The sequence below is a fragment of the Nesterenkonia sp. NBAIMH1 genome (genome assembly GCF_007922635.1).
GTDB classification, from domain to species: domain Bacteria; phylum Actinomycetota; class Actinomycetes; order Actinomycetales; family Micrococcaceae; genus Nesterenkonia; species Nesterenkonia pannonica.
Genome location: NZ_CP042335.1, coordinates 1,025,198 through 1,047,878, shown reverse-complemented (window position 1 = coordinate 1,047,878; position 22,681 = coordinate 1,025,198). Strand labels below are relative to the sequence as shown.

25 protein-coding genes are annotated in these 22,681 nt (G+C 66.9%); 12 read left to right on the top strand and 13 right to left on the bottom strand.

The genetic code is table 11. The features are described from left to right. The first annotated feature begins 1 nt into the window (after position 1). From FS388_RS04900 to FS388_RS04885, 4 genes are read left to right on the top strand one after another with little or no spacing between them, the layout of a single operon-like run. Positions 2-1,222 carry a ferrochelatase gene (locus tag FS388_RS04900; RefSeq protein ID WP_146340246.1) on the top strand — a complete coding sequence of 407 codons (1,221 nt, stop codon included), beginning with the start codon at positions 2-4 and terminating at the stop codon, positions 1,220-1,222. Between the two features lie 2 nt (positions 1,223-1,224). Continuing rightward, positions 1,225-1,701, top strand: coding sequence for a pyrimidine dimer DNA glycosylase/endonuclease V (locus FS388_RS04895; RefSeq protein WP_146340244.1), 477 nt, complete (start codon positions 1,225-1,227; stop codon positions 1,699-1,701). Continuing rightward, entirely contained in the window at positions 1,698-2,444 is a 747-nt protein-coding gene (locus FS388_RS04890) for a glycosyltransferase family A protein (RefSeq protein ID WP_305778815.1), read from the top strand. Before FS388_RS04895 ends, FS388_RS04890 begins: the two co-directional genes overlap by 4 nt. Beyond that, entirely contained in the window at positions 2,441-3,055 is a 615-nt protein-coding gene (locus tag FS388_RS04885) for a hypothetical protein (protein ID WP_146340242.1), read from the top strand. Before FS388_RS04890 ends, FS388_RS04885 begins: the two co-directional genes overlap by 4 nt. Positions 3,056-3,064: 9 nt before the next feature. On the opposite strand, the gene FS388_RS04880 is transcribed toward FS388_RS04885, so the two are convergent. Both FS388_RS04880 and arsB read right to left on the bottom strand, forming a co-directional pair. Beyond that, complete coding sequence (locus FS388_RS04880; RefSeq protein ID WP_146340240.1) at positions 3,065-4,282, bottom strand: NAD(P)-binding domain-containing protein; 1,218 nt, start codon at positions 4,280-4,282, stop codon at positions 3,065-3,067. A 10-nt stretch (positions 4,283-4,292) separates the two neighbouring features. Further along, positions 4,293-5,405, bottom strand: a complete 1,113-nt coding sequence (gene arsB / locus FS388_RS04875; protein WP_146340238.1) for an ACR3 family arsenite efflux transporter — start codon at positions 5,403-5,405, stop codon at positions 4,293-4,295. 90 nt (positions 5,406-5,495) lie between these two features. Here arsB and FS388_RS04870 point away from each other — a divergent pair, with 90 nt between their 5' ends. After that, positions 5,496-5,900 (top strand): metalloregulator ArsR/SmtB family transcription factor, encoded by a 405-nt coding sequence (locus tag FS388_RS04870; RefSeq protein WP_146340236.1) that lies wholly within the window; start codon positions 5,496-5,498, stop codon positions 5,898-5,900. Next, entirely contained in the window at positions 5,897-6,337 is a 441-nt protein-coding gene (locus tag FS388_RS04865; RefSeq protein WP_146340234.1) for a low molecular weight phosphatase family protein, read from the top strand. The genes FS388_RS04870 and FS388_RS04865 overlap by 4 nt, the downstream gene beginning before the upstream one ends. Before the next feature lie 7 nt (positions 6,338-6,344). Here FS388_RS04865 and FS388_RS04860 read toward each other — a convergent pair whose 3' ends face one another. Then, positions 6,345-7,172, bottom strand: a complete 828-nt coding sequence (locus FS388_RS04860; RefSeq protein WP_146340232.1) for an undecaprenyl-diphosphate phosphatase — start codon at positions 7,170-7,172, stop codon at positions 6,345-6,347. 39 nt (positions 7,173-7,211) lie between these two features. Next, the gene (locus FS388_RS04855; protein WP_168198593.1) at positions 7,212-8,291 is read right to left on the bottom strand and encodes a BMP family protein; all 1,080 of its coding nucleotides are present in this window, start codon (positions 8,289-8,291) and stop codon (positions 7,212-7,214) included. Positions 8,292-8,433: 142 nt separating this feature from the next. Between FS388_RS04855 and cutA the strand changes: the two genes are divergently transcribed. From cutA to FS388_RS04835, 4 genes are read left to right on the top strand one after another with little or no spacing between them, the layout of a single operon-like run. Continuing rightward, positions 8,434-8,751: a divalent-cation tolerance protein CutA gene (gene cutA, locus FS388_RS04850; RefSeq protein ID WP_146340230.1), complete on the top strand. Its 318-nt coding sequence runs from the start codon at positions 8,434-8,436 to the stop codon at positions 8,749-8,751. A gap of 38 nt (positions 8,752-8,789) precedes the next feature. Continuing rightward, positions 8,790-9,848, top strand: coding sequence for a low specificity L-threonine aldolase (locus FS388_RS04845; protein WP_246836303.1), 1,059 nt, complete (start codon positions 8,790-8,792; stop codon positions 9,846-9,848). Then, entirely contained in the window at positions 9,845-10,522 is a 678-nt protein-coding gene (locus tag FS388_RS04840; protein ID WP_246836302.1) for a TVP38/TMEM64 family protein, read from the top strand. The genes FS388_RS04845 and FS388_RS04840 overlap by 4 nt, the downstream gene beginning before the upstream one ends. A gap of 9 nt (positions 10,523-10,531) precedes the next feature. After that, positions 10,532-11,209 carry a YigZ family protein gene (locus FS388_RS04835; RefSeq protein WP_146340228.1) on the top strand — a complete coding sequence of 226 codons (678 nt, stop codon included), beginning with the start codon at positions 10,532-10,534 and terminating at the stop codon, positions 11,207-11,209. A gap of 37 nt (positions 11,210-11,246) precedes the next feature. Here the strand turns inward: FS388_RS04835 and FS388_RS04830 are convergent, their stop codons facing one another. The 8 genes from FS388_RS04830 to FS388_RS04795 form a co-directional block, all read right to left on the bottom strand. Further along, positions 11,247-13,277 carry a CocE/NonD family hydrolase gene (locus tag FS388_RS04830; protein WP_146340226.1) on the bottom strand — a complete coding sequence of 677 codons (2,031 nt, stop codon included), beginning with the start codon at positions 13,275-13,277 and terminating at the stop codon, positions 11,247-11,249. Between the two features lie 10 nt (positions 13,278-13,287). Continuing rightward, positions 13,288-14,565, bottom strand: a complete 1,278-nt coding sequence (locus tag FS388_RS04825) for an acetyl-CoA carboxylase biotin carboxylase subunit family protein (protein ID WP_146340224.1) — start codon at positions 14,563-14,565, stop codon at positions 13,288-13,290. 146 nt (positions 14,566-14,711) lie between these two features. Then, complete coding sequence (locus tag FS388_RS04820) at positions 14,712-15,161, bottom strand: hypothetical protein (protein WP_146340223.1); 450 nt, start codon at positions 15,159-15,161, stop codon at positions 14,712-14,714. 4 nt (positions 15,162-15,165) lie between these two features. Then, positions 15,166-15,492: a hypothetical protein gene (locus FS388_RS04815; RefSeq protein WP_146340221.1), complete on the bottom strand. Its 327-nt coding sequence runs from the start codon at positions 15,490-15,492 to the stop codon at positions 15,166-15,168. Positions 15,493-15,664: 172 nt separating this feature from the next. Continuing rightward, on the bottom strand, positions 15,665-15,970 hold the full coding sequence (locus tag FS388_RS04810; protein ID WP_146340219.1) for a hypothetical protein: 306 nt from the start codon (positions 15,968-15,970) through the stop codon (positions 15,665-15,667). A gap of 79 nt (positions 15,971-16,049) precedes the next feature. Beyond that, positions 16,050-16,871, bottom strand: coding sequence for a spermidine synthase (locus tag FS388_RS04805; protein ID WP_146340217.1), 822 nt, complete (start codon positions 16,869-16,871; stop codon positions 16,050-16,052). Between the two features lie 110 nt (positions 16,872-16,981). After that, positions 16,982-18,661 (bottom strand): sodium:solute symporter family protein, encoded by a 1,680-nt coding sequence (locus FS388_RS04800; RefSeq protein WP_146340215.1) that lies wholly within the window; start codon positions 18,659-18,661, stop codon positions 16,982-16,984. After that, the gene (locus tag FS388_RS04795) at positions 18,658-18,975 is read right to left on the bottom strand and encodes a DUF4212 domain-containing protein (RefSeq protein ID WP_146340213.1); all 318 of its coding nucleotides are present in this window, start codon (positions 18,973-18,975) and stop codon (positions 18,658-18,660) included. Before FS388_RS04795 ends, FS388_RS04800 begins: the two co-directional genes overlap by 4 nt. A 288-nt stretch (positions 18,976-19,263) precedes the next feature. On the opposite strand from FS388_RS04795, the gene FS388_RS04790 reads away from it, so the two are divergent. Continuing rightward, positions 19,264-19,812 (top strand): hypothetical protein, encoded by a 549-nt coding sequence (locus tag FS388_RS04790; RefSeq protein WP_246836301.1) that lies wholly within the window; start codon positions 19,264-19,266, stop codon positions 19,810-19,812. Continuing rightward, entirely contained in the window at positions 19,812-20,384 is a 573-nt protein-coding gene (locus tag FS388_RS04785) for a LytTR family DNA-binding domain-containing protein (protein WP_146340211.1), read from the top strand. The genes FS388_RS04790 and FS388_RS04785 overlap by 1 nt, the downstream gene beginning before the upstream one ends. A gap of 80 nt (positions 20,385-20,464) precedes the next feature. Here the strand turns inward: FS388_RS04785 and FS388_RS04780 are convergent, their stop codons facing one another. Further along, a complete protein-coding gene (locus tag FS388_RS04780; protein WP_146340209.1) occupies positions 20,465-22,585 on the bottom strand; it encodes a BCCT family transporter in 2,121 nt (706 codons plus the stop codon). Positions 22,586-22,681: the final 96 nt, after the last annotated feature.

The window sequence follows — 22,681 nt, the reverse complement described above, 5'->3', positions numbered from 1 at the left end:
CATGTCAGAGAACGGTCTGAGCTCAGCCGCTGCGAACAGCAGCGAGTCTGAGACCACCCAGGTCCCCTTCGCCAACGAAGCCTCACTCCACGGACCCAAGCACGTGACGGTTCCGCAGGAGTACGACGCCATCATGCTCGCCGGCTTCGGCGGTCCGGAGGGTCAGGACGATGTGATCCCCTTCCTGCGCAACGTCACCCGCGGCCGAGGCATCCCGGACGAGCGTCTCGAGGAGGTGGCCACGCACTACCGCCACTTCGGCGGCGTGAGCCCCATCAACGAGCACAACCGCCAGCTGCGCCAGGCCATCGAGGACGAGATGCGCCGCCGCGGCCTCGACCTTCCCATCTACTGGGGCAACCGCAACTGGGCCCCCTACCTGGAGGAGAAGGTCAAGGAGGCCGCCGACGCCGGCCACACCCGGATTCTGGGAGTGGCGACCAGCGCATACAGCTCATACTCCTCGTGCCGCCAGTACCGCGAGGACTTCGCGAGAGCGATCCTGGACAACGGGCTCGAAGGAAAGGTCCGCATCGACAAGGTGCGCCAGTTCTTCGACGTTCCCGGCTTCGTCAAGCCCTTCGCCGACGGGGTTGCCGATGCGCTGAAGGGATTCGCGGATCAGGGGGTCGCCCCCGAGGACATCCGCGTCCTCTTCGCCACCCACTCGATCCCGACCGCCGATGCTGAGCGGTCCGGTCCTCAGGAGCTCGGCCTGGGCGAAGGCGGAGCCTACGCCGCCCAGCACCTGGCCGTGGGCGGGCAGATCATGGAACAGCTGCGCGAGGAGGGGAAGGCCGGCGCCGAGACCCAGTGGGAGCTCGTCTACCAGTCACGCTCCGGCCCGCCCTCCCAGCCGTGGCTGGAGCCCGACGTCTGCGACCGCATCGCCGAGCTTCCCGCCGAGGGGGCCAAGGCTGTGGCCGTGGTTCCCCTGGGCTTCCTCAGCGACCACATGGAAGTCATGTGGGATCTCGATGAGGAGGCCATGGAAGCAGCGGAGGAGGCCGGCCTGCACGCAGTGCGCACCCCCACGCCCGGTTCCCACGCAGACTTCGTCTCCAGCGTCGTGGACCTCATCGAGGAGAGGATGCAGGCCACCCCGGTGGACCAGCGCCCCCACATGACAGACCTTGGCCCCTGGTTCGACGTCTGCCGCCCCGGATGCTGCGAGAACGTCCGGCTCGGCTTCAAGCCCGCCGCGTCCGGGGTCAAGCCCTAACGGTGCGCCTGTGGTCTCTGCACCCTGCGGCCCTGGACCGGCAGGGACTGATCGCCTCCTGGCGTGAGGCCCTGCTCGCCCAAGCAGTGCTGCTGGGCCGAACGCGCGGGTACACCCGCCACCCGCAGCTGCACCGGTTCCGGGAGCATCCGGAGCCGGTGCAGGCCATCGTCGCCTTCCTGCACGGGGTGCGGGAGGAGGCGGTGGTCAGGGGCTACAGGTTCGACGCCGGCCGCATCGCCGAACCTCCTGAGAGCGCCGCCGCCGGCATTGATCCGTCGCCCATCGAGGTCACCGCCGGTCAGCTCGATCTTGAGTGGCAGCACCTGCGGGCCAAGATCGCCGCGCGCTCCCCGGAGCGGCTCGAAGCCGCCGACGCCCTCGTGGCGGGACCCGTCGGGGCCGGACGCGAGCATCCGCCGGCGCACCCCCTGTTCACCGTGGTTCCGGGCGGGCCGGCCGACTGGGAGCGCGCGTGAGCTCCAGCACCGTCTCCGTGGTCATTCCCTGCAAGGACGATGCTCGACTGCTGCGCGTATGCCTCGCAGCGCTGGCCGAGCAGACGGTCCTCGCCGATGAGGTGATAGTGGTGGACAACAGGTCCTCCGACGATTCCGCCGCCGTGGCCGAGGCTGCCGGAGCGAGGGTGGTGCGGTGCGAGGAGCCCGGCATTCCCGCGGCCAGCGCCGCCGGCTACGATGCCGCCTCCGGGGATCTCATCCTCCGGCTCGATGCGGACTGCATCCCGCCCGTCCTGTGGATCGAAGAGATGGCGGCAGGGTTCGACGAGCACCCGCGGGCAGCGGCGCTGACCGGGCCGGCCCAGTTCTATGACGGCCCCGCTGCTCTGCGCCGACCGCTGGTGGCCTGCTACCTGGGCGCCTATGTCGTCGTCTCATCCGCCGCCCTGGGGCATCGGCCCCTCTTCGGATCCAACATGGGCATCCGGCGCGCTGCGTGGCGAGAGGTGCGTGACGGTGTGCATCGGAGCGACCAGGAGATACATGACGATATGGACCTCTCCTTCCACATCGGCGCAGAGCACCGCGTCGCATACCTGCGAGGAGCCTCGGTGATGGGCATGTCCATGCGACCGTTCTACGATGGGCGAGCATTTATGAAGAGATTCAGCAGAGGCATGCGCACGGTCACGATCCACTGGCCGGAGGACTTCCCTCCCCGCCGGTGGACGAGGCTCCTGAGGCAGGGGGCGTCCCGATGACCCTGCCGCCGCAGACCGCCGCGTCGATGATGGACCGCTTCCTGCGCCCGCCGGAGACCTACGCCGAGACCGCCGCTGATGCCCTCCGGGTCATCGGTGTGCTCGGAGTCATCCTCGCGTTTGCACTCTTCGACGTGACCGACGCCGGAATCCTTGCCTTCGCCCTGCCGGGGGTCTTCGCGCCCCGCTTCATCGGCCTGCGGCCCTCCCTGGACATCACGGTCTCCGTGACGCTGCTGATCGCGGCCTGGAGCAACGTGTTCGACCTGTACACCAGCATCTGGTGGTGGGACATCGTCGTCCACCTCGTCCTCAACGGCGTGCTCGCCGCCGCGCTGCACGCCTTCCTCGTCACCCAGAGCGTGCTCCCGCAGCCGGGGGACCCGCGCCCCATCGCCACCGTAGGCCTGACCGTCGCACTGGGCCTGGCCATGGCCTCCCTGTGGGAGATGGTCGAATGGGTGGGCTTCGAATACGTCACCCAAGACATCTACGTCACCTACGCGGACACGATCGGCGATATGGCTGCCGGAGGACTCGGCTCCCTGTTCGCCGGGTACGTGGTGCTGCGCTGCCGCCTCACGCGCATCGAGCGCTGCCCCGACCTCTGAAGGCCCGCTTCAGCCGGAGCACACCCCAGTGCGCGGCAGCTTCAGGTCCCGAGCGACAGAGTCCGCGCCGGCGAGCTCCGCTGCGATGGACCGGACCTGCTCATAGCCGGTGGCCATCAGGAAGGTCGGCGCCCTGCCGTATGACTTCATGCCCGCGGTGAAGAACCCCTCCTCCGGGTGAGAGAGGACGTCCGCGCCGTGAGCGGGCACGGTGCCGCAGGAGTGGATGGCCGGATCGATCAGCGGGGCCAGCGATCGGGGCGCGAGAAGCTGAGGGTCCAGATCCAGCTCCAGGGAGCTCAGCGGGCCCAGGTCCGGGCCGAAGCCGGTCGCAGAGATGAGCGAGTCGACGCTCGCCGTCCGGCCGTCCGTGAACGTGACGGTCAGAGACCCTGCGTCGCTGTGAAGACGGTCGACTCCGGCTGCGGTGAGGAGCTCCACCTTCTCGCTCTCCACCAGACGGCGCAGACGCTGCCCCAGCGCCCCGCGCTCGGGCAGCTGATCCGCCTCCCCGCCCCCGTAGGTGCGCTCGGGATCATGTCCGCGGATGGCCCACAGGATCTGCGTCCGGGGCTCTTCCCGTTTGAGCGCGGCCAGGCTGAGGAGCGAGTTCACAGCGCTGTGGCCCGATCCGACGACGAGCGCCCGTCGACCCGCACACCGAGAGCGATCCCGGCCGAGCACATCGGGCAGGGCTCCGAGCAGGTGCCGCTGGACGCTCGGGTCGTGCTCACCCGGAACCGGCGAATCGGGAGCGCCGAGTGTGTTGGGCCTGTCCCATGTGCCGGAGGCATCGATCACCGCCCGGGCCTGCGCCTGCGTCGGAGCACCGTGCTGATCGCCGCTGAGCAGGAACGCTCCGGCGCCCTCCGCTGCGGCGGTGCGCGCGATGGCGGTGATGCGAGTGCCCCACCGGATGTGCCCGCGCAGCGCGGGGGTGTCCGCCAGCGGCGTGAGATAGTTCTCGACGAGCTCGGCTCCGGTGGGAAGAGCGGTGGGCCGAGGAGAGGTCCAGCCCTCAGCCTGGAGCAGCCGGCGGGCGGCGGCGTCGAGGTTGTACTGCCAGGGGGAGAAGAGCCGGATGTGCCCCCACCGGCTGACGGCCGCTCCCGCGTGCTCGCCTGCTTCGAAGACGAGCGGTTCGATGCCGTGCTCGATCAGGTGAGCCGCAGCTGCGAGCCCCACAGGCCCGGCCCCGACGACTGCGACGGGCAGCTGCTCGTTCATGCTCGCTCCTTCAGAGAGTGGTGGGCGGGGTGTGGGCCATCACGCGCTGGCCGCGTTCGCCCGCGGTGTGGAAGTGCTTGCGGGCCCAGAGGGCCACGTAGACCAGGCCGACGAGGACCGGCACCTCGATGAGCGGGCCGACGACTCCGGCCAGCGCCTGCCCGGATGCGGCGCCGAAGGTCGCGATCGAGACCGCGATCGCCAGCTCGAAGTTGTTGCCCGCCGCGGTGAAGGCCAGTGTGGTGGAGCGCTCGTATCCCATCCTCAGCATCCAGCCGATCGCCATGGAGGCGATGAACGTGACCGTGAAGTAGACCAGCAGCGGCAGTGCGATGCGCACCACGTCCAGGGGCTGGCTGAGCACCTGCTCACCCTGCAGGGCGAAGAGGACGACGATGGTGAACAGAAGGCCGTAGAGCGCCCACGGGCCGAGCTTCGGCAGCAGCCGCTCCTCATACCAGGCGCGGCCTTTGCGACGCTCGCCGACGACGCGGGTGAGGAAGCCTGCCGCCAGCGGTATTCCGAGGAAGACGAGCACCGAGACCGTGATCGCCCAGATGCTGAACTCCGCCGTCGTCGTCTCCAGGCCCAGCCACGTGGGGAGCACCTGGAGGTAGAACCAGCCGAGGACGCCGAACATGAAGACCTGGAAGACGGAGTTGATGCCGACCAGGACGGCGGCGGCCTCACGGTTGCCGCACGCGAGGTCGTTCCAGATCAGGACCATGGCGATGCAGCGGGCGAGGCCCACAATGATCAGCCCGGTGCGGTATTCGGGCAGGTCGGGCAGGAAGATCCAGGCCAGAGCGAACATGAACGCCGGTGCAAGGAGCCAGTTGATCACCAGCGAGGTGATGAGGAGCTTCCTGTCCCGCAGCACCAGATGGGTCTCGGAATAGCGCACCTTGGCCAGGACGGGGTACATCATGACCAGCAGTCCGACTGCGATCGGCACCGAGACGCCGGCCACCTCGACGGCGTGGAGGGCCTGCCCCACCCATGGAGCGACGACGGCGATCAGCAGTCCAAGTCCCATCGCTGCGAGAATCCAGACCGGCAGGAATCTGTCCAGCAGCGACAGCCGTGCGGCCACGGGCGCTGTGTCGACCGGGGTGGAGTTCATGAGAAGCCGGATCCTTCATCTAGATCGATGGGTGTCGATATGAGAGTATTCTCTCAAACATCGATGTTCGTCAATCCAAGGAGGTCGATCATGGCACAGAACGGCGAGCCGCAGCCTGCCGAGTGCCGCAGCGTCCCTCCGGGGCATCCCGCAGTGGATGCGAACACCGCTGTGGAGGTCGCCTCCAGGATGAAGGCGCTGAGCGATCCGAACCGGCTCGTTCTGCTCTCACTCGTGGCTGCCGGGGAGAACGCAGAGGCCTGCGTCTGCGATCTCACGGAGCCTGTGGGCCTCGGGCAGCCCACCGTCTCGCACCACCTGAAGATCCTCGTCGACGCCGGGTACCTCACCCGCGAGAAGCGCGGAACCTGGTCCTACTACTCAGTGGTGCCAGGCTCCCTGGAGGAGCTGAGCCAGACCCTCAGCAGCCTGATGCCCGGCACCGTCGTCGACGACCGTGCCGACCAACCCGCGAAGGAGACAGTGAACGTATGAGCAGCAGCACTCCGGGCGTCCTGTTCGTCTGCGTGAAGAACGGAGGCAAGTCGCAGATGGCGGCAGGCCTCTTCGAGAAGGGCCTCGAAGAGCGCGGCCAGTCCGACGCGGTGCGGGTCGCCTCCGCCGGCACGAAGCCGGGAAGCGCAGTGAACGCGCTGTCAGCAGAGGTCCTCGCTGATGTCGGCGTCGATATCGCCGACCGCACGCCCACCCAGCTGACGCCCGAGGCGATGCAGGAGGCCGGGAGGGTTGTGATCCTGGGCGCGGAGGCGGAGGTCCCCGAAGTCGAGGGCGTGACCATCGAGAGGTGGGAGACCGATGAGCCCTCGGAGCGCGGCATCGAAGGCCGCGAGCGCATGGAGCTCGTCCGGGACGACATCCGTACTCGCACCGAGAGGCTCGCCGACCAGCTCCTTCCGGGCGGCGACGCCTGAGCCGGGTTCAGGCGCTGATGATGCCGAAGCTCAGCATCACATAGACGCTGATGCCCAGCAGGATGCGGTAGCCCACGAACAGGCCATAGCTGTTCCTCGACACGTAGGCGAGGAACCAGCCGATGATCACATAGGCGACGACGAAGCCGACCGCCGTGGCCAGCATCGTCTGCCCCATCGTGTACGGCCCCGTCTGGTCCCCGAACGAGCCCATCAGCTTATAGAGGCCTGAGCCGAACACCGCCGGAATCGCGAGAAGGAACGAGTACCGAGCGGCGGCCTCACGGGTGTATCCCATCAGGAGCCCCGCGGTGATCGTTCCGCCGGAGCGTGAGACCCCGGGCACCAGGGCCAACGCCTGAGCGAAGCCGAAGATCACACCGTCACGCACGCTCAGCCGCTCCAGCGGCTTCCGCTGGCTGCCTATCCTGTCCGCGAACCCCAGCAGGATTCCGAACCCGATGAGCATCGTGGCCACGAGCCACAGGCTGCGGAAGGTGGACATGATGTAGTCCTCCAGCAGAAGCCCCAGCACCACGATCGGGATCGTTCCGACAATGATGAGCCAGCCCATCCGGGCGTCCGGGGAGCTGTGGGGACCCCGTCCCAGCACTGCGCGGCCCCACGCACCGAGAATGCGGAGAATGTCGCGCCAGAAGAACACCAGGACCGCCGCCTCGGTCCCGAGCTGGGTGATGGCGGTGAACGCCGCCCCGGGATCCGCTGCGCTGGGCAGAAACTCTCCGACGATCCTCAGATGGGCCGAGGAGGAGATGGGGAGGAATTCGGTGAGGCCCTGCACCAGGCCCAGAATGATCGCTTCGATCCATTGCACCTGCTGAGACTACTCCTGGCCGGGCCCTCCGAAGACCGCCTATGTGGGCGCGTTCTCGCTCTCGATGACAGTCTCGCCCGAGATGATCTCCTCACGGAGCCTGTCCAGGTCGTCGACGAGCTGCTGCGGCACATCGTCCTCGAACTCGTGGAAGGGTGCCAGCCCCACTCCTTCGTTCTCGAGGTCGCCGACGTAGGTCTCACTGCCGAACTGGTCCGCTTCGCCCTCTTCGATGGTGTCGTACACCGCCTCCGAGATCTTCTTCATGACGGAGGTCAGCACCACATCGCCGTATCGGGTGGACATGTACCCGTCCGAGTCGACCCACACCATCTTTGCGCCGGCATCCGCGATCGGGTCACCGGCCCCCAGGCCGGACTGGCCGGCTACGGGCATGATGATGTCCGCGCCCCAGGCGATCAGCTGCTCGGTGACGAGCTCACCCTGCGCACGGTCGGCGAAGTCGTCGGAGAAGGACCCCTCCTGCGTCTCCTTGTCCCAGCCGACGAGATCCACGTCGGCGTCGTTGTCCTCGTTGTAGCGATCAATGCCGTCCGAGAAGCCGTCCATGAACACCGTGACCGACGGGATGGGCATGCCGCCCCACGTGCCGACCGTTCCGGTCTCTGACATGCCGGCGGAGAGGTAGCCGGCGAGGTACGCGGCCTCACCGGTGTTGAAGACCAGTGCCTTGGCGTTCTCATGCTCGTCGGCGAACACGTCGTCGACCAGGGCGAAGTCGGTGTCCGGCTGCGCGTCGGCCGAGGTGTTCAGCGTCTCCTGCAGGTTGAAGCCGATGCCGAAGATGAGGTCGCACTCCGCCTCCAGCATCTCCTCCATGTTGGGCTCGAAGTCCCACTCATAGGTGGACTCCGCCTCGTCGTAGCCGATCTCAAGGTCCTCCACCGCGCGCATCAGGCCCTCATAGGCGGACTGGTTGAAGGATTCGTCGTTCCAGCCTCCGGAGTCTGAGATCAGGCACGCGCCGTAGTCGGCGTCGGCAGGACGGACCTGGGGGTCTTCGGAGACTTGCTCCTCCGCAGCCGAGCTGCAGGCAGTGACAGTCAGAATGCTCGCCGCCGCCATGACCGTTCCGGCGCGAGGGATTTTGGGCATCATGTGATTAGGGGTCCTCAGTGGGAAGTTCGAGTGATAGGACGACGTCGTTCCTCGCCGTCCCGGTCGGAGAGTCTACCCTCTGCCGGAGAGGCCGCCGCGCCGGCTGCCGCATCAGCCCCGCCCCTCAGGCCATACTGAGGGGATGCATGAGCACCCTTTCGCGGCCGTCCAGACCACCGTCTCCTCGGAGCCTGAGGCGGAAGCGCTGGCCCGACGGATCATCGAGGAGCGCCTCGCCGCCTGCGTTCAGGTGACGCAGGTGCGGAGCTACTACCGATGGGACGGAGTGCAGAGCTCTCCCGAGCAGCTCCTGACCTGCAAAACGGCCTCGCCCGCGGTGTCGGCGCTGAAGTCGCTGATCGCCCGGGAGCACCCCTACGATGAGCCCGAACTCATCGTGCTTCCCATCACCGACGGCAGTGAGGGCTATCTCGACTGGGTCTCGTCCGAGACGCGCTGAGCACTTCCGCCTCGGTGTGTTCGGCCTAGACTCGCAGGGTGAGCATCTCTTCCCTCCCCGACACAGATCAGCACCGGCGCACGTTCGCCTCCGACAACTATTCCGGGGCCCACCCTGAGGTGATGGCCGCTCTCGCTGAGGCGAACGTCGGCCACGCCCCTGCCTACGGCGACGATCCGTGGACGGCTCAGCTGAAGGAGCTCGTCGGCCGCCTCTTCGCCCCGGAGGCTGAGGTGCATCCGGTGTTCAACGGCACAGGGGCCAACGTCATCGGCCTCCAAGCCGCGCTGCCGCGGTGGGGCGCCGTCATCTGCGCCGGCTCCGCACACATTCAGAACGACGAAGGGGCCGCTCCGGAGAAGACCGGAGGGCTGAAGCTGCTCGCCCTCGAGGCGCCCGACGGAAAGCTCACACCGGAGCTGGTCGAGGGGCGCGCCTGGGGATGGGGCGACCCGCACCGGGCTCAGCCGCTGGCAGTGTCCATCACGCAGAGCACCGAGCTCGGCACCTGCTACACGCCGGATGAGGTCCGCGCGCTGGCGGAGTGCACGCATCGTTACGGCATGGTGCTGCACATGGACGGGTCCCGGCTCGGCAACGCGGCTGCGCACCTGGGTGCGAGCCTGGCCGAGATCACCGCCGACGCCGGGGTGGACGTCCTCAGCCTCGGCGGCACCAAAAATGGTCTTATGGGCGCCGAGGCGGTGGTGGTGCTGCGTCCGCATGCTGCACTCGGCATGGAGTATCTGCGCAAGACGAACATGCAGCTCGGCTCCAAGATGCGATTCCTGTCCGCACAGCTGCTGGCGCTCTATGAGGGTGACCTCTGGCACCGCTCAGCCGCACATGCGAACGCGATGGCCGCTCGGCTCCGCCGTGGGCTGGAGGAGATCCCGGAGGTGGGCCTGGACCTCCCGACGCAGGCCAACGTCGTCTTTGCCGTCCTCCCCCCGGAGGCCAAGAGTCGGGCGCGCGAGGCCTTCCACTTCTACGATTGGCCTGGCCGCCCTGGCCTGGTGCGTCTGATGTGCTCCTTCGACACCACCCCGGAGGATGTGGATGCGCTCGTCGATGCGGTGTCCGGCGCCGCCCGATGACCTCTGAGGCGGAGGACGGCGCAGAGCCTGCATGGCTGAGTCTGCTGCGCAACGCCGCCCTGGGCGGTGTCGTGCTGCTCATGATCTGGCTGGTCTTCAACGTCGACCTTCCCTCCGTGGACGCCCTGCAGCAGATGGCGGCAGACTGGGGCCTGCTGGGCATCCTCGCCTTCATCGGTCTCTACGCCGCCGTGGGGCTGACCCCCATTCCTGTGACCGTGATGGCCGCAGCCGCCGGCGTGCTCTACGGGGTGGCGCTGGGCAGCATCGTCGCGGTGATCGGGGTGACGCTCGGAGCCTGGGGCGCGTACTGGCTGGCGCGGCTTCTGGGGGAGCGAACCGTGCTGAGGATGCTGGGGCGGTATCGGGAACGCCTCGTGGGCCATCTCGGCCGCGCCGGCTTCGAAGCGATCACCATGCTCCGTCTGATGCCCGGGATCCCCTACTGGCCCGTGAACTACGGCGCGGGGGCCTTCGGCGTCCGGCAGCGGATATACCTCACCGCCAGCTTTGTCAGCATCATTCCCGGTCAGGTTTCCCTCGTGTCCGTCGGGGCCTTCGCCGCCGAGCCCACTGTCATGACCGCACTGCCTGTCCTCGTGGCATGGACTGTGGTGATCGTCCTGACGGTCATCGCGTACCGCCGTTGGCGGGCCGTTGAGAGCAACGGCTGAGGGGTTCGCATGGATGCTCAGTACACGGCTCTCCGCGAAGGATTCCGCGCCGCCGCTGAGGTGGAGCGGAAGAAGTCCCGCTTCCTTGCGGTGCTCACCAGGGTCCATTCCGCCGAGGAGGCGCAGAGCCTGGTGGAGGAGCTGCGGCGCGAGCACCCCGGGGCCCGCCATCACTGCTCCGCCTGGGTCATCGGGCCGGAGCGCCGAGTGCAGCGCGCCAACGATGATGGTGAGCCGTCCGGCACAGCCGGCGCTCCGATGCTTGAGGCTCTGACCAGAGCTGACACCGCGCGCGGCGGGGGCGACCTCTCAGACGCCGTATTGGTGGTGGTGCGCTGGTTCGGCGGAACTCTGCTGGGGTCCGGCGGACTCGTCAGCGCCTATTCGGATGCCGCTCGCGCGGCCCTGGACCAGGCCCGCAGCGCGTTCGTCACTCGTTCGCGGCAGCGGCTCTTCACGCTCGAGGCGCCTCCTGCTCTCTCCGGTCAGTGGGAGAACGAGCTGCGACGGCGCGGAGCCCGCATCGCGGGGGTGGAGTACACCGCGGAGGGCACTGCCGTCATCTGCCTGTCGGCCCTGGATGCGGGCGCCGCCGCTGATCAGCTCGCCGCTCATGCGGCGGCCGTGACAGGCGGAACGGCCCCGCTGACCCCTGCCGGCGTCGAGTGGATCGACTCGCCGGACTGAGATCAGCGGGGCCGTCAGGACCCGCGTGCCTGAGGGCTCAGACGTGATCGCGCGGAATGGTGGTCTCCCAGGTCTTGGACGCGAACCGCTCCTCGCCCTCGTAGGCGTCCAGTTCGGCGTAGACGTGGAAGTCTGTGGGGGTGGAGGTCAGCACCGTCTTGGTGCGGATCTCGGTGCTCCAGTCCCCGCGGGAGAAGCCCATGGTCCACACGGTCTCGCCGCGGACCGAGTCGTAGTCCCGGTCGACGAAGCTGTACTTCTCGAAGGCGCGGCGAGTCAGGTTGAGGTCGATGTCCGGAAGGTGGACGACACCGAGGTCCTTGACCACTTCGAGGGCGCCGGAGAGGTCCACCAGGCTTCGGGAGACCTTCCAGTCCTTCTCCCCGGGAACGACCTGGTTGACCGGCAGAGCCGGCGTCCCCTCGGGCTCGCCGAAGACGGGGGTCAGGGCGGAGTCCTCCTCCTCGGAGACCGGCCGCTCCGGCAGCAGGAGCGCTGATTCCTGCGGGTGCACCGTGAGCCGGAACGGCTCAGGCGACGGCCACACCACCGGCCAGTAGGAGGTGGACACGGACAGGCGCAGCCGGTGGCCGGGCGGAAACGACTGCGCCATGCCGTTGAGCTGCACACGGATGGTGCGCTTCTCGCCCGGCTGCAGGGGCTGCGGGCTGTCATGGCCGTCATGGTGGTTCAGGTTCAGCACGCCGTAGCTGACCCGTGTGGCGGCGTCGTCGGGGGCGACGTCGGAGAGGCGCACTGCCACCTGGGCAATGGGCTTGTCCACTTCGACGGTGAGCTCCGCGACGGGCGCCCCCAGCAGCTCGAGCCGCTCGTTCAGGGGTTCGGTGGTGAAGATCATCGCACCGCCGTCCTCCTCCCGCTGGTCGTAGGGGAGGTCCGGGGGTGCGTTGTAGGAGCACCATTTTCCGCCGAACTGGCCGACGGTCAGGGGCGATTGGATGCTGACCGGAGGGCTGTCCTCAGACTCGCCGGGCTCGAGGATCCCGTAGCGGCTGAGGGGGCGTCGCACCTCGTCGATGCGCGGGCTGGGCCACGACGGTTCGCCGACCCACCGGCCGGGCCGCTCGTCGTAGGCGGTGGCAGGCTCGACGGTGTCCTGCATCCACACCGACAGCTCGGGGCCGTCCATCGCCCCATTGTCGGTCTTGTCCTTCAGCCAGTGGTCCCACCAGGCGACGACTTCCTGCAGCCAGCCGATGGCCGGGCCCGGCTCCCCTTGGTGAGGGTACTTGTGGCTCCACGGGCCGATGAGGCCGCGGGTGGGGGAGTCGAGGTTCTCGACGAGCCGGAACACCGAGTTGGAGTAGCCGTCGGCCCAACCGCTGACGGCAAAGACGGGAACGTCGACGTCCTGGAAGTTCTCGCTGATGGAGCCGTGCTTCCAGTAGTCGTCCCGCCGCTGGTGCTGCAGCCACTTCTCCAGCCACAGGCCGGAGCCTTCGATGCGGTCGCGCCACATCTCGCGCCACCGGTCGCCTACTACGTTCGGGTCCGGAGGGCAGGTGGTGTAGGCGAACATGGTCGATGCCCACGACAGGTTGTCCGTGAGCATGAGGCCGCCCATGTAGTGGACGTCGTCGGCGTAGCGGTCGTCCGTGGAGGCCACGGTGACCACGGCGCCGAGTGACTCCGGGCGACGCGCAGCGACCTGCAGGCCGTTGAAGCCGCCCCAGGAGATGCCCATGATGCCGGTGCGCCCTGAGCACCACGGCTGCGAGGCGGCCCACTCCAGGACCTCTTCGACGTCCTGGAGCTCCTGCTCAAGGTATTCGTCCTCCAGCACGCCCTCGGAGTCGCCGGAGCCGCGCAGGTCCACACGCAGGCACGCGTAGCCGTGCCCTGCCATATAGGGGTGGTGCACCGAATCCCGCTCGGCGGTCATGTCCCGCTTGCGGTACGGGATGGCTTCGACGATGCAGGGCACCGGGCTGCCCTCCGCGTCGGCGGGCTTCCAGAGCCGGGCACCCAGGCGCGTGCCGTCGGAGAGGGTGATGAAGAGGTTCTCGGTCTCTTCGACCTGGTGGGGGAGTTCTGTGACAGTGTGCAAAAGGGACTCCTCAGAGGTCTTCGATCTCGAAGTTCAGCTCGTCGACTACCTTGTTGTACGTCTCGATCATGTCGTCCTCAGACTGCCCTGCTGTGAAGATCTCAGCAAGCGCGAAGCTGTAGCTGTCCTCAGCCACGTCGCCGGAGAGCCGTCGTCCCTCGCCCTTGTCGACCTGGATCGTCGTGCCGGGATACTTCTCCTCGATGGCCCTGACCTCCTCCGAGGTGGGAGCGCGGCGGATCCAGCCGTCCTTGAAGTGCCGGAGGAACCAGGTGGCCGCCACCTTGAACTCGCCGTTCTGCGCCGGCATCTGGGGACGGCGGCCCAGAGCCAGATCGACCATGCATGCGTGGTTGGGACGCCCGTCCACCAGCTGGAAGAGCTGGGCGTGGGACTGCGAATGCCGCGAATTGATCTCCAGCAGCCGCAGCTTCTGCGCGTCAGCGTCCCAGAAGTATTCGATGTTGAAGGTGCTGTGGTGCAGACCCACTGCCTCGATGACGCGCTGTGAGACGCTGACGATGCGCTCCTGGACATCCTCCGGGAGCTGGGATGGGTACTGGTACCGGAGGAAGCTTGAGGTGCCGTCGTAGACGTGGGAGTCGATGACCCCGTACACCTCGACCTCGCCCTCGTAGCTGAAGCCTTCCACGGTGAGCATCGACCCGGAGGCCTCTTCCTCCACCATGGCGGCGCTCCCGCCGATGCCGCCGATCTCGGCGGGCAGGTCCAGCCGCTCGAGGATCTCGTTGAAGCCGCCTCCCAGCCGGTTCACAGCCTGGCGCTCCTCCTCGAGGGCCGCCTTGAGGGACTCGTCGTCGGTGATGCGGTATGCGCCCTCCGATGAGGTGGATTTGATGGGCTTGATCCATGCCGGGTAGCTGACTCCCTCCGGCAGGGCGGGGTCAGCACCGTTGAGGTCGACGAGCCCGAACCCGGGGATCTCCTCGTCGGCGACGCGCTGCTGCTCGAGCCGGCTCCAGTATTTGTGCTCCACCGTGGCGATGCCTTTGAGGTTGGCGGAGGGGAGTCCCTGCTTCTGGGCGAGGACCGGGGCCATCGCGGTGGCGGGGAAGTCCCAGTAGGCGACGATGCCGTCGATCGTGCCGTCGAAGCCGTTCAGCTGGTCCTCGGCCTTCTCCAGCAGCCCAGTGACGGTGAGGGAGGAGTCCTGCAGCTCATCGAAGGTGAGCAGCTGATGGAAGGTGTACTCCTCAGCGCCGGGCAGCTTCTGCAGCGCTCGATGGTTCAGGTCGTCCAGACCCAGTACGAAGATGTTGCGGCCCAATGAGGCTCCTTGCGCGTTCGGTGGTTTCGATGACTGTGGAAGCCAACCTCACCCCGCTGAACAGAACCCCACCCGGAACTGGCGGACCTCTCCTCAACGCCTGAACACGGCCTCGGAGGGCCGCGGCGCCCTCCAAGGCCGGGCCTCTACTGCAGCATGCCCGTGGGCAGGAACTCGCTCTCCTCGTCGGGCTCATCATCCGGCGCTTCCTCGCCGCTGTCGGGGTCCCATGAGGCGCCGTAGCCCTCCCACGTCACCTCGGGGCTCTCATCGGTCATGTCGACGATGGGGTCATCCAGACGAAGCTCCGGGCCGATGGTGACTTCGTAGATGCTGCGTTCGCCGTCCACGGTGCCCTCGAACAGCGTGTCCACGGTGACGCCGCTGATCCATGTGCCCACGAGGTTGGGATTGTTGTAGTCGATCTCGGGTTCGATGCTCTCGAGGCTCTGACGGCTGCTGGTGCTCATGCTGCGCTGCACTGAGCGCTCTTCGATGTCGTCGTTGTCATAGACGATGTCGAGCCCGCACCCGGGCGCGGCCTCCCCGGAGTCGAGGCACTCGTCGACGTCGGCGATGATCAGATCGCGCCACATCTCCTCAGCCTCCTCGGTGGGGAGCGAGGTCGGTCGAGCTGAATGTCACCCAGTCGTCGGCCTCGAGGACGAACCAGCCCTCGTCATTCGACTGCTCGGCCGCGAGCTCGAAGTTCTCGTGGTCGACATCGACCTCATAGGCGAGTCCGGCAACCAGCTCCGCACGATCGCCGTGCCCGCCTTCGCCGTTGACGGTGTACTCAAGGTCGCCGCCGCTCTGCGGCAGAGTCACTGCGGTGAGCGCGTAGATGTCGTCCACTTCCCACGTCTCGGACTGGAAATCTTGGACTGTGTCGATCGAGCCGGAGTGCTGCTCACCCCGACGGTCCACGTGTAGTCCACCGGAACGCTGTACTCGTCGGCGTAGCTGTCCTCCGAAGGCGCCTCCGCGATCTCGAGACCTTCGAGGGGAGCGATCTCCAGCGATCTGTCCAGCATCTCTTGGGTGAAGTCGCCGAATGAGCCGGAGAGATGATCCTCCGCGGCTGGGAGGTCGCCCGCGGTCAGGGCCTGCAGGTAGCCCTCGGCGGCGGCGTGGGGGACTGGTCGGCCGGTTCGCCTTCAGCCTCATCGTCCTGGGCTTCGGCCTCCTGCTCGTCACCGACCGCCTCTGGCTGGGGTTCGTCGTCGCCGCCCAGGAGCAGCCAGCCCACGATGGCCACCATGACGCCGCCGGCGAGCACCACGAGCGCTCCCAGAACGAGGACGGGCAGGAGCCATGCAGGTCGTGAACTCGTGGGCTCGGTGCTGCTCCAGTGGTTGGCGGGGCGCTGGCCCTGAGGCTCGTACGGCTGCTGCGTCTCGGACATGCTTACCCCTGAAGTCGTCTGTCTGCGGTTGTGACACTGATCCTAGCGCTTGGTCATGACATGGGGCAGGGCGGCTCGTTCAGGTCCGCGTCGCACAGACGTCCTCGTCGTCGAGCCACTGTTCGAGCTCCTGGCCGCTCAGGGCGTCTCCCGGATGAGGCCCTGCCGCCCGGATGCGACGCACCTCAGCGTCGGCGAACCCTGCGGAGTCGACCGCGAGCATGAGGTTGCCTTCGGCGGATCCGCTCATCACCTCATGCGGGGCGGAGAGAAGCATCCGGCTGCTGCAGCCGTCGGCCGCGGCAAGCACAGAGGCGACCAGTCTGCGGGCAAAGGTGAGGTCAGCGTCGTCGCCGAAGTTCATCAGCAGAGTCCCGGGGCTCCGGACGGCAGCCAGCGCCTGGCGGAAGAACGCCGGCTCGGTCAGGTGCGGCGGTGCCTGGGCCGAGTTGAAAAGGTCGATGACGAGGAGCTCGAACTGAGCGTCCCTGAGGGACGTGGAGAGCGCCTCTGCCGCGTCGGCGACGATGCTCCTCGGCGGGGGAGCCATCGGCAGATGCTCGAGGACGAAGGCGACGAGCTCCGGCTCATAGTCGACCACCGTCTGCTCGATGCCGGGCCAGGTCACGAGCAGCCACCGGGGCAGGGTCATCGCACCGGCGCCCAGATGCAGAGCGGTCCGAGCACTCTGCCCCCGAGAGGCCTCCAAGGCGGTGAGCACCGAGCGCATCCTGCGCAGATAGTCGTGGAGCAGGAAAGCCGGGTCCTGGGCCTCGACGTGCGACTGCTCGGCGGCTCCGATCGTGAGCACGACGCCTGACTCGGTGATCGAGTCATGCTCCAGCGTCGCGGTGAGTCCGGACCGGCTCAGTCGGACTCGTGCGGGAAGCTCCGGTGCCATGCGCCCATCAAACCACGGGCCGACGGACAGCTCCGACAGCAGGGGGACAGACGACTGTGGGTCCAGCTCCTGGGTGAGGAGCTGGACCCACAGGTCTCATTGAGGGTGGGTCAGGAGCCGATGACCTGGTCAGCCGTACGGGCCTGCGGGTAGCGGATCTCCTCGACCATCTCCTGGATCTCCGGGGTCGGAGGCTTGGTGGCCAGCGAGATGATGATGATCAGGGCGGCGTTGATCGTTGCGCCGATCACACCGATGCCCTCGGGGGAGATCCCGAAGACGTGATCGTTGGCGGCCGTCCCGAAGATCTCCAGGGTGTAGATCATGTAGCTGACCGAGAAGATCAGACCGGCCAGCATGCCGGTGACGGCACCCTTGGCGTTGGCCTTCTTCCAGAACACGCCGAGGATCAGCACCGGCAGCAGTGTGGACGCTGCGATGCCGAAGGCCAGCGCCACCACCTGGGCGACGAAGCCTGGCGGGTTCAGGCCGCCGATCACAGCGATGACCACTGCAACACCCATGGCGATGCGGGCCACGAGCATCTGCTTGGCGTTGGATGCCTGCTCCTTGGAGATCATCCGGTAGTAGATGTCGTGGCTGGCTGCCGAGGAGATGACCAGCAGCAGGCCGGCCGCAGTGGACAGCGCCGCTGCCATGCCGCCGGCAGCCATCAGGCCGATGATCGGAGCCGGAAGTCCGCCGATCTCCGGGGAGGCCAGCACCATGATGTCGTTGGAGACGATGAGGTCAGCGCCGGAGGCGGCCTGGTTCGAGACGGTCTCAATAATGCCGTCAGTGTTCAGGGTGACGTATCCGGCGGTCGACCACGGTTCGATCCAGCTGGGCAGCTCATCCGCCGTGGAGCCCTGTGCGCCGCGGAGCAGGTTCAGCTTGGTGAACGCGCCGACGGCAGGAGCTGTCAGGTAGAGGATACCGATGAAGAACAGTGCCCAGAAGACCGAGTAGCGCGCCCCGCGGACGGTTCGCGTGGTGTAGAAGCGGATGATCACGTGAGGCAGGCCGGCGGTGCCGAGCATGATGGTCAGCGTCACCAGGAACACGTCGAGCATGCCGCCCGGGCGTCCGCCAAACGCATCGGTGAACTCGTTGAGCCCGAAGTCGCTCTGGAGTCCGTCCAGCTCGCTGAGGATCTGGCCGAAGGTGACCTGGGGGATCGGGATGCCGCCGAGGCTCTGCGAGACAGCCACTGCCGGGATCAGGTAGGCGGTGATCAGCACGATGTACTGGGCCACCTGGGTGTAGGTGATCCCCTTCATGCCGCCGAGGACGGCGTAGAAGAAGATGACAGCTGCCGCAACGATGACGGCCCACTCCGCCGGGAGGCCCAGGAAGCGGGCGAACACCACGCCGCCGCCGGTCATCTGACCGACCACGTAGGTGAAGGAGGCGATGATCGCACAGGCTGCTGCCACGACGCGGACGGAGTCCGAATAGCGGTCGCCGACGAACTCAGGAACGGTGAACTTCCCCCACTTGCGCAGGTACGGAGCGAGCAGCAGGGCCAGCAGCACGAAGCCGCCGGTCCAGCCGATCAGGTAGACCGAGGCGTCGGAGCCCATGAAGGCCACCATGCCTGCCATGCCGATGAAGCTTGCCGCACTCATCCAGTCAGCACCGACGGCCGCGCCGTTGGTGATGGCGGAGACGCCGCGGGAGGCGACGTAGAAGTCCTTCGACTGGCTGACGCGTGCCCGCCAGGCGATAACGATGTAGATGCCGAAGGTCAGAATGAGGAAGAAGAGGGTCCAGAACTGCATAGCGCTCATGCCTTGTCACCTCCGGGCTTCTCTGAGACGCCGAATTCTGAGTCGATGCGGTCCATCCAGACGGCGTACACGAGGGTGATCAGGATGAAGGTGATGATGGATCCCTGGTGGGCGAACCACAGTCCCAGCGGGAAGCCGAGGATCTCGAAGTTGTTGAGCGGCTCGATGAGGAGGACGCTCAGGCCCAGTGAGACGAACGCCCAGATGCTCAGGAGGACGACGAGCACTCTCACGTTCTTCTTCCAATAGCGTTTCCGCCAGCTGAGGTCCGGCGGCGGACTGCCGGCCTCCTGATGCTGGTCCACGTCGGACATAGTGATCTCCTTCTCTTCACAAGGGTGGTGCGTGCGTTACCCAGCGCACTGTTGCGTCAGGGCCTGAAGTTAGAGAACACTGAATGTGATGGCAGTCACAAGCTGAGAGGCATGAACGGAAGCCACTCTTCCTTCAGCGGTCACTGAGAACTCTTCAGTGGCTCATGCAGAAGGGTCCTGTGCCGTTTGATCGGGATTGACCACCACTCGGGGGCAGAAAAATGCCGCTCATCGACGATTCCCAGCAAAAACATAGCTATGTGATGTGCCTCACCTTAGTCTGAGGCCATGGCAGCGACACAGCAGTCCAAAACCTCGAAAGCACAGAACGCCGGCAGCATCCAGTCCGCAGCAGAGCTGCAGGGACTCGCCGGCGTGGCCCAGCGCCTCAAAGCCGGCAGCCGAGACGGCTTCGGCGTCTTCCACATGGGGAGCTTCGCCATGCTCGGCGCCGGCTTCATGCTCCTCATCGCCACGTTCTCCCCTTGGGTCTACGTCACGCTCACCCAGGACATCATCGGCGAAGCCTTCGTCCTGCGCGGCACCGACGGCCCCGGCATCGTCACCATCTGCATGGGCGTGCTGGCGCTCGCCGGCGGGTTCTTCCCGCGCAGGCGCTTGGCCATCGCGCATGCTCTCATCGCCGGGGGGCTGACCGGCCTCGTCGTCGGATGGCAGGTGTGGAACATCCTCAGCGCCTCCGCCGCCACCGCGTGGGGGTCATTCCTTCCCGGCATGGGCCTGGTGCTCTCTGCGGGCGCCGTGGCGCTGCTCCTGCACGCAGCGGTTCGCATGATCCGCGGCTGGGAGAAGCCGGCTCAGAAGGCCGTGGCGTGATGTCCGGCGCGCGAGCTCTCATCCTCGACCGGGACCCCCTGACCCGGCACCGGCTGCGCCGCTCCCTCGCCCCCGCTCGGGGCGTAGAGATCATCGGGGAGGTCAGCTGCGCCGAAGAGGCGATGGCTCTGCTCGATCGCCTCGGCGCCAATGTGCTGATCACCGCAGAGCAGAGCGGGACTCCCGCTGCTCCCCGCCACGAGCCCGAGGCCGAAACGGTCCGCATCCCCGTGCAGCGGCAGGGGCGGACAGTGCTGGTCGACGCCTCACGCATCGTCTTTGCCGACGCCGCAGGCGGCTACGCGCGCCTGAAGCTCGGCGACGAGCGGCACCTGGTCTCCTTCTCACTCTCTGAGCTCGAGCGGAGGCTCCCTGACCACTTCTTCCGCGCTCACCGCTCATGCTTGGTGAACCTGCATCTGGTCCGGGAGCTCACTCCCGATTTCGGCGGCTCCCTGACGCTGATCATGGGGGATCGCGAACGCTCACGCGTCGGGGTCTCTCGCCGACGCGCACGCGATCTCCGTGCTCGGCTGGGCGTCCCGGCCACGCGGACTGCCTCGCCTGAATAGAGGGGGCAAGCACCGCCCTGCACGAAAGAGCCCGCCCCGGAGACCCAGGGCGGGCTCTTTCGTCTGACTGAGGGCGAAGGCTACGAGCTGTTCTCGTCCTTCGGCTTCGTGTTCGGCTCCACCGTTTCGATCGTCCCCGTGGCGACAGTCTCGTCGAAGAACTCCTCGGACTCGCTCTCCCAGCCCTCGTAGGACTGTGCGTACTCCTCGGAATCGAACTCGGTGTCCGGCAGTGGGTCGCGATATCCAAGCTCTCGGTTCCAGCCCAGAACACCCGTCTCCGTGTTGACGGTGGTGGCCTGGCCTGGGACGTCCTGGATGGCCAGCACGAGATCGTCATTGGCGACGCCCTCGGCCAGCTTCCGCTCGCTGGAGCGCGCCGGAAGGCCTGCAAGCGTCGCAGATGCGCCGCCGAACAGAGTGCGCAGGGAGGTCGCCTGCTTATTGAGCAGGCTGAGCAGGTTGCGCTGGACCGCTGTGCCATTCTCTGCGCCGGCCGCCTCTCGAGCGGCCTTGACCATGGCCGCCTTCGTGGCGTGGTGGCGGACTCGGACGTACTTCGATGAGGTGCGCCCCTCAAAGAGCAGAAGGCGCAGCATCGCGATCACTGCGAGCGCATAGACGATCGACAGAGGTGCTGCTGCCATGATCGCCGACATCTGCAGCACGGTCATGGACGCCTCGGGATCGGGCGCCGCGGAGAGCAGCACGATCGCGGTGATGGCGATCAGCACGGTCCAGAACGTCCTGGTCAGCTTCGGGGTCTCGGTGCGTCCGCCGTAGGAGAGCACATCGGTGACCAGGGATGCCGAGTCACCTGAGGTGATGAAGAACAGCGTGACGATCAGGATGGCGATGACCGAAGCGATGGACGCGATGGGCAGCTGCTCCAGCATCAGGAAGAGGGACTCCTCTGTGCCGATCTCGGCAGCGCCCTCGTCGTCATAGCTGACCATCGTGCCCTCGGTGATCTGGAACCACAGGCCGGTGCCGCCGAAGATGGAGAACCACAGGAGCCCCACCATGGTGGGGGCCAGCAGCACGCCCAGGACGAATTCGCGGATGGTGCGTCCCCGGGAGATGCGGGCGATGAACATGCCGACGAAGGGCGCCCAGGACATCCACCAGCCCCAGTAGTAGACCGTCCAGTCCACGGAGAACGAGCCCAGCAGGCCGCCGTCCTCCGTGACCCCTTCCCCGCCGGATCCGGCGTAGTCCATCGAGGACTCGAAGAGCATCTGCGGGAAGATCTGAATGTATTCGCCGATGTTGGCCACGAACGACTGCAGGAGGAAGAGGGTCGGGCCGGCCGCCAACACGAACAGTGCGAGGCAGGCTGCAGCGATCATGTTGGTGTTGGAGAGCCATTTGAGGCCCTTGTTGACGCCGGTGATGACCGAAATCGTGGCGATCCCCATGACCACCACCACGACCATGGTGAGCAGGAACTGGTCTGAGCCGTCCTCGACCCAGCCCATGAAGCCCAGCCCTGCGGCGATCTGCTGCGTGCCGAAGCCGAGAGAGGTCACGACGCCGAAGACGGTGCCCGTGATGGCGACGATGTCGATCAGGTGGCCGACCCAGGATTCGATGAGCCTGCGGCCGAAGATCGGCTCGAGCAGCCAGCGGACGGACAGAGGGCGTCCGCGGCGGAACGTCATATAGGCAAGGCCCAGCCCCACGACGACGTAGATGGCCCAGGCGTGGAGCCCCCAGTGGAAGGCCGTTGCGCCGAAGGCCGATCCGATCATGTCGGACTGCGTGGCCATACCCTCGCTGGTGGCGTCTCCGGTTGCCTCAGGCGGTGCGACGAAGTGCCAGAGAGGCTCTGCGACACCCCAGAAGACCAGGCCGATGCCCATACCCGCCGCGAAGAGCATCGTGAACCACGACCCCAGAGCGAATTCGGGCTTCTCGTCGTCGCGGCCCAGGCGAATGTTGCCCACTTTGGACAGTCCGGCCCAGAAGGCGAAGCCGACGAAGACGGCGGTGATGATCACGTACCACCAGCCGATGGTCTCGACCACCGTGTTGTTGAGCTCCTCGAAGCCCTCCCCGCCGTATTCGGCGCCCCACCAGGTGGCGAAGATCAGGCCGGCGATGATGATGATCACCGCAGGGATGAATACGGGCTTGTTCAGTCCGCGCCAGACGTCTGACGGCGACCAGTCCCGGAGTTTCGTCTCGGGCTCCACAGCCATAGCTGTCTGTCCTTCCTCATTGGTTCAGTGATGCACTCCTGCGCCCACCATACTCTTGCTGGAAAAAACAACAGGTCAGGGCTTAAAGCCCACTGA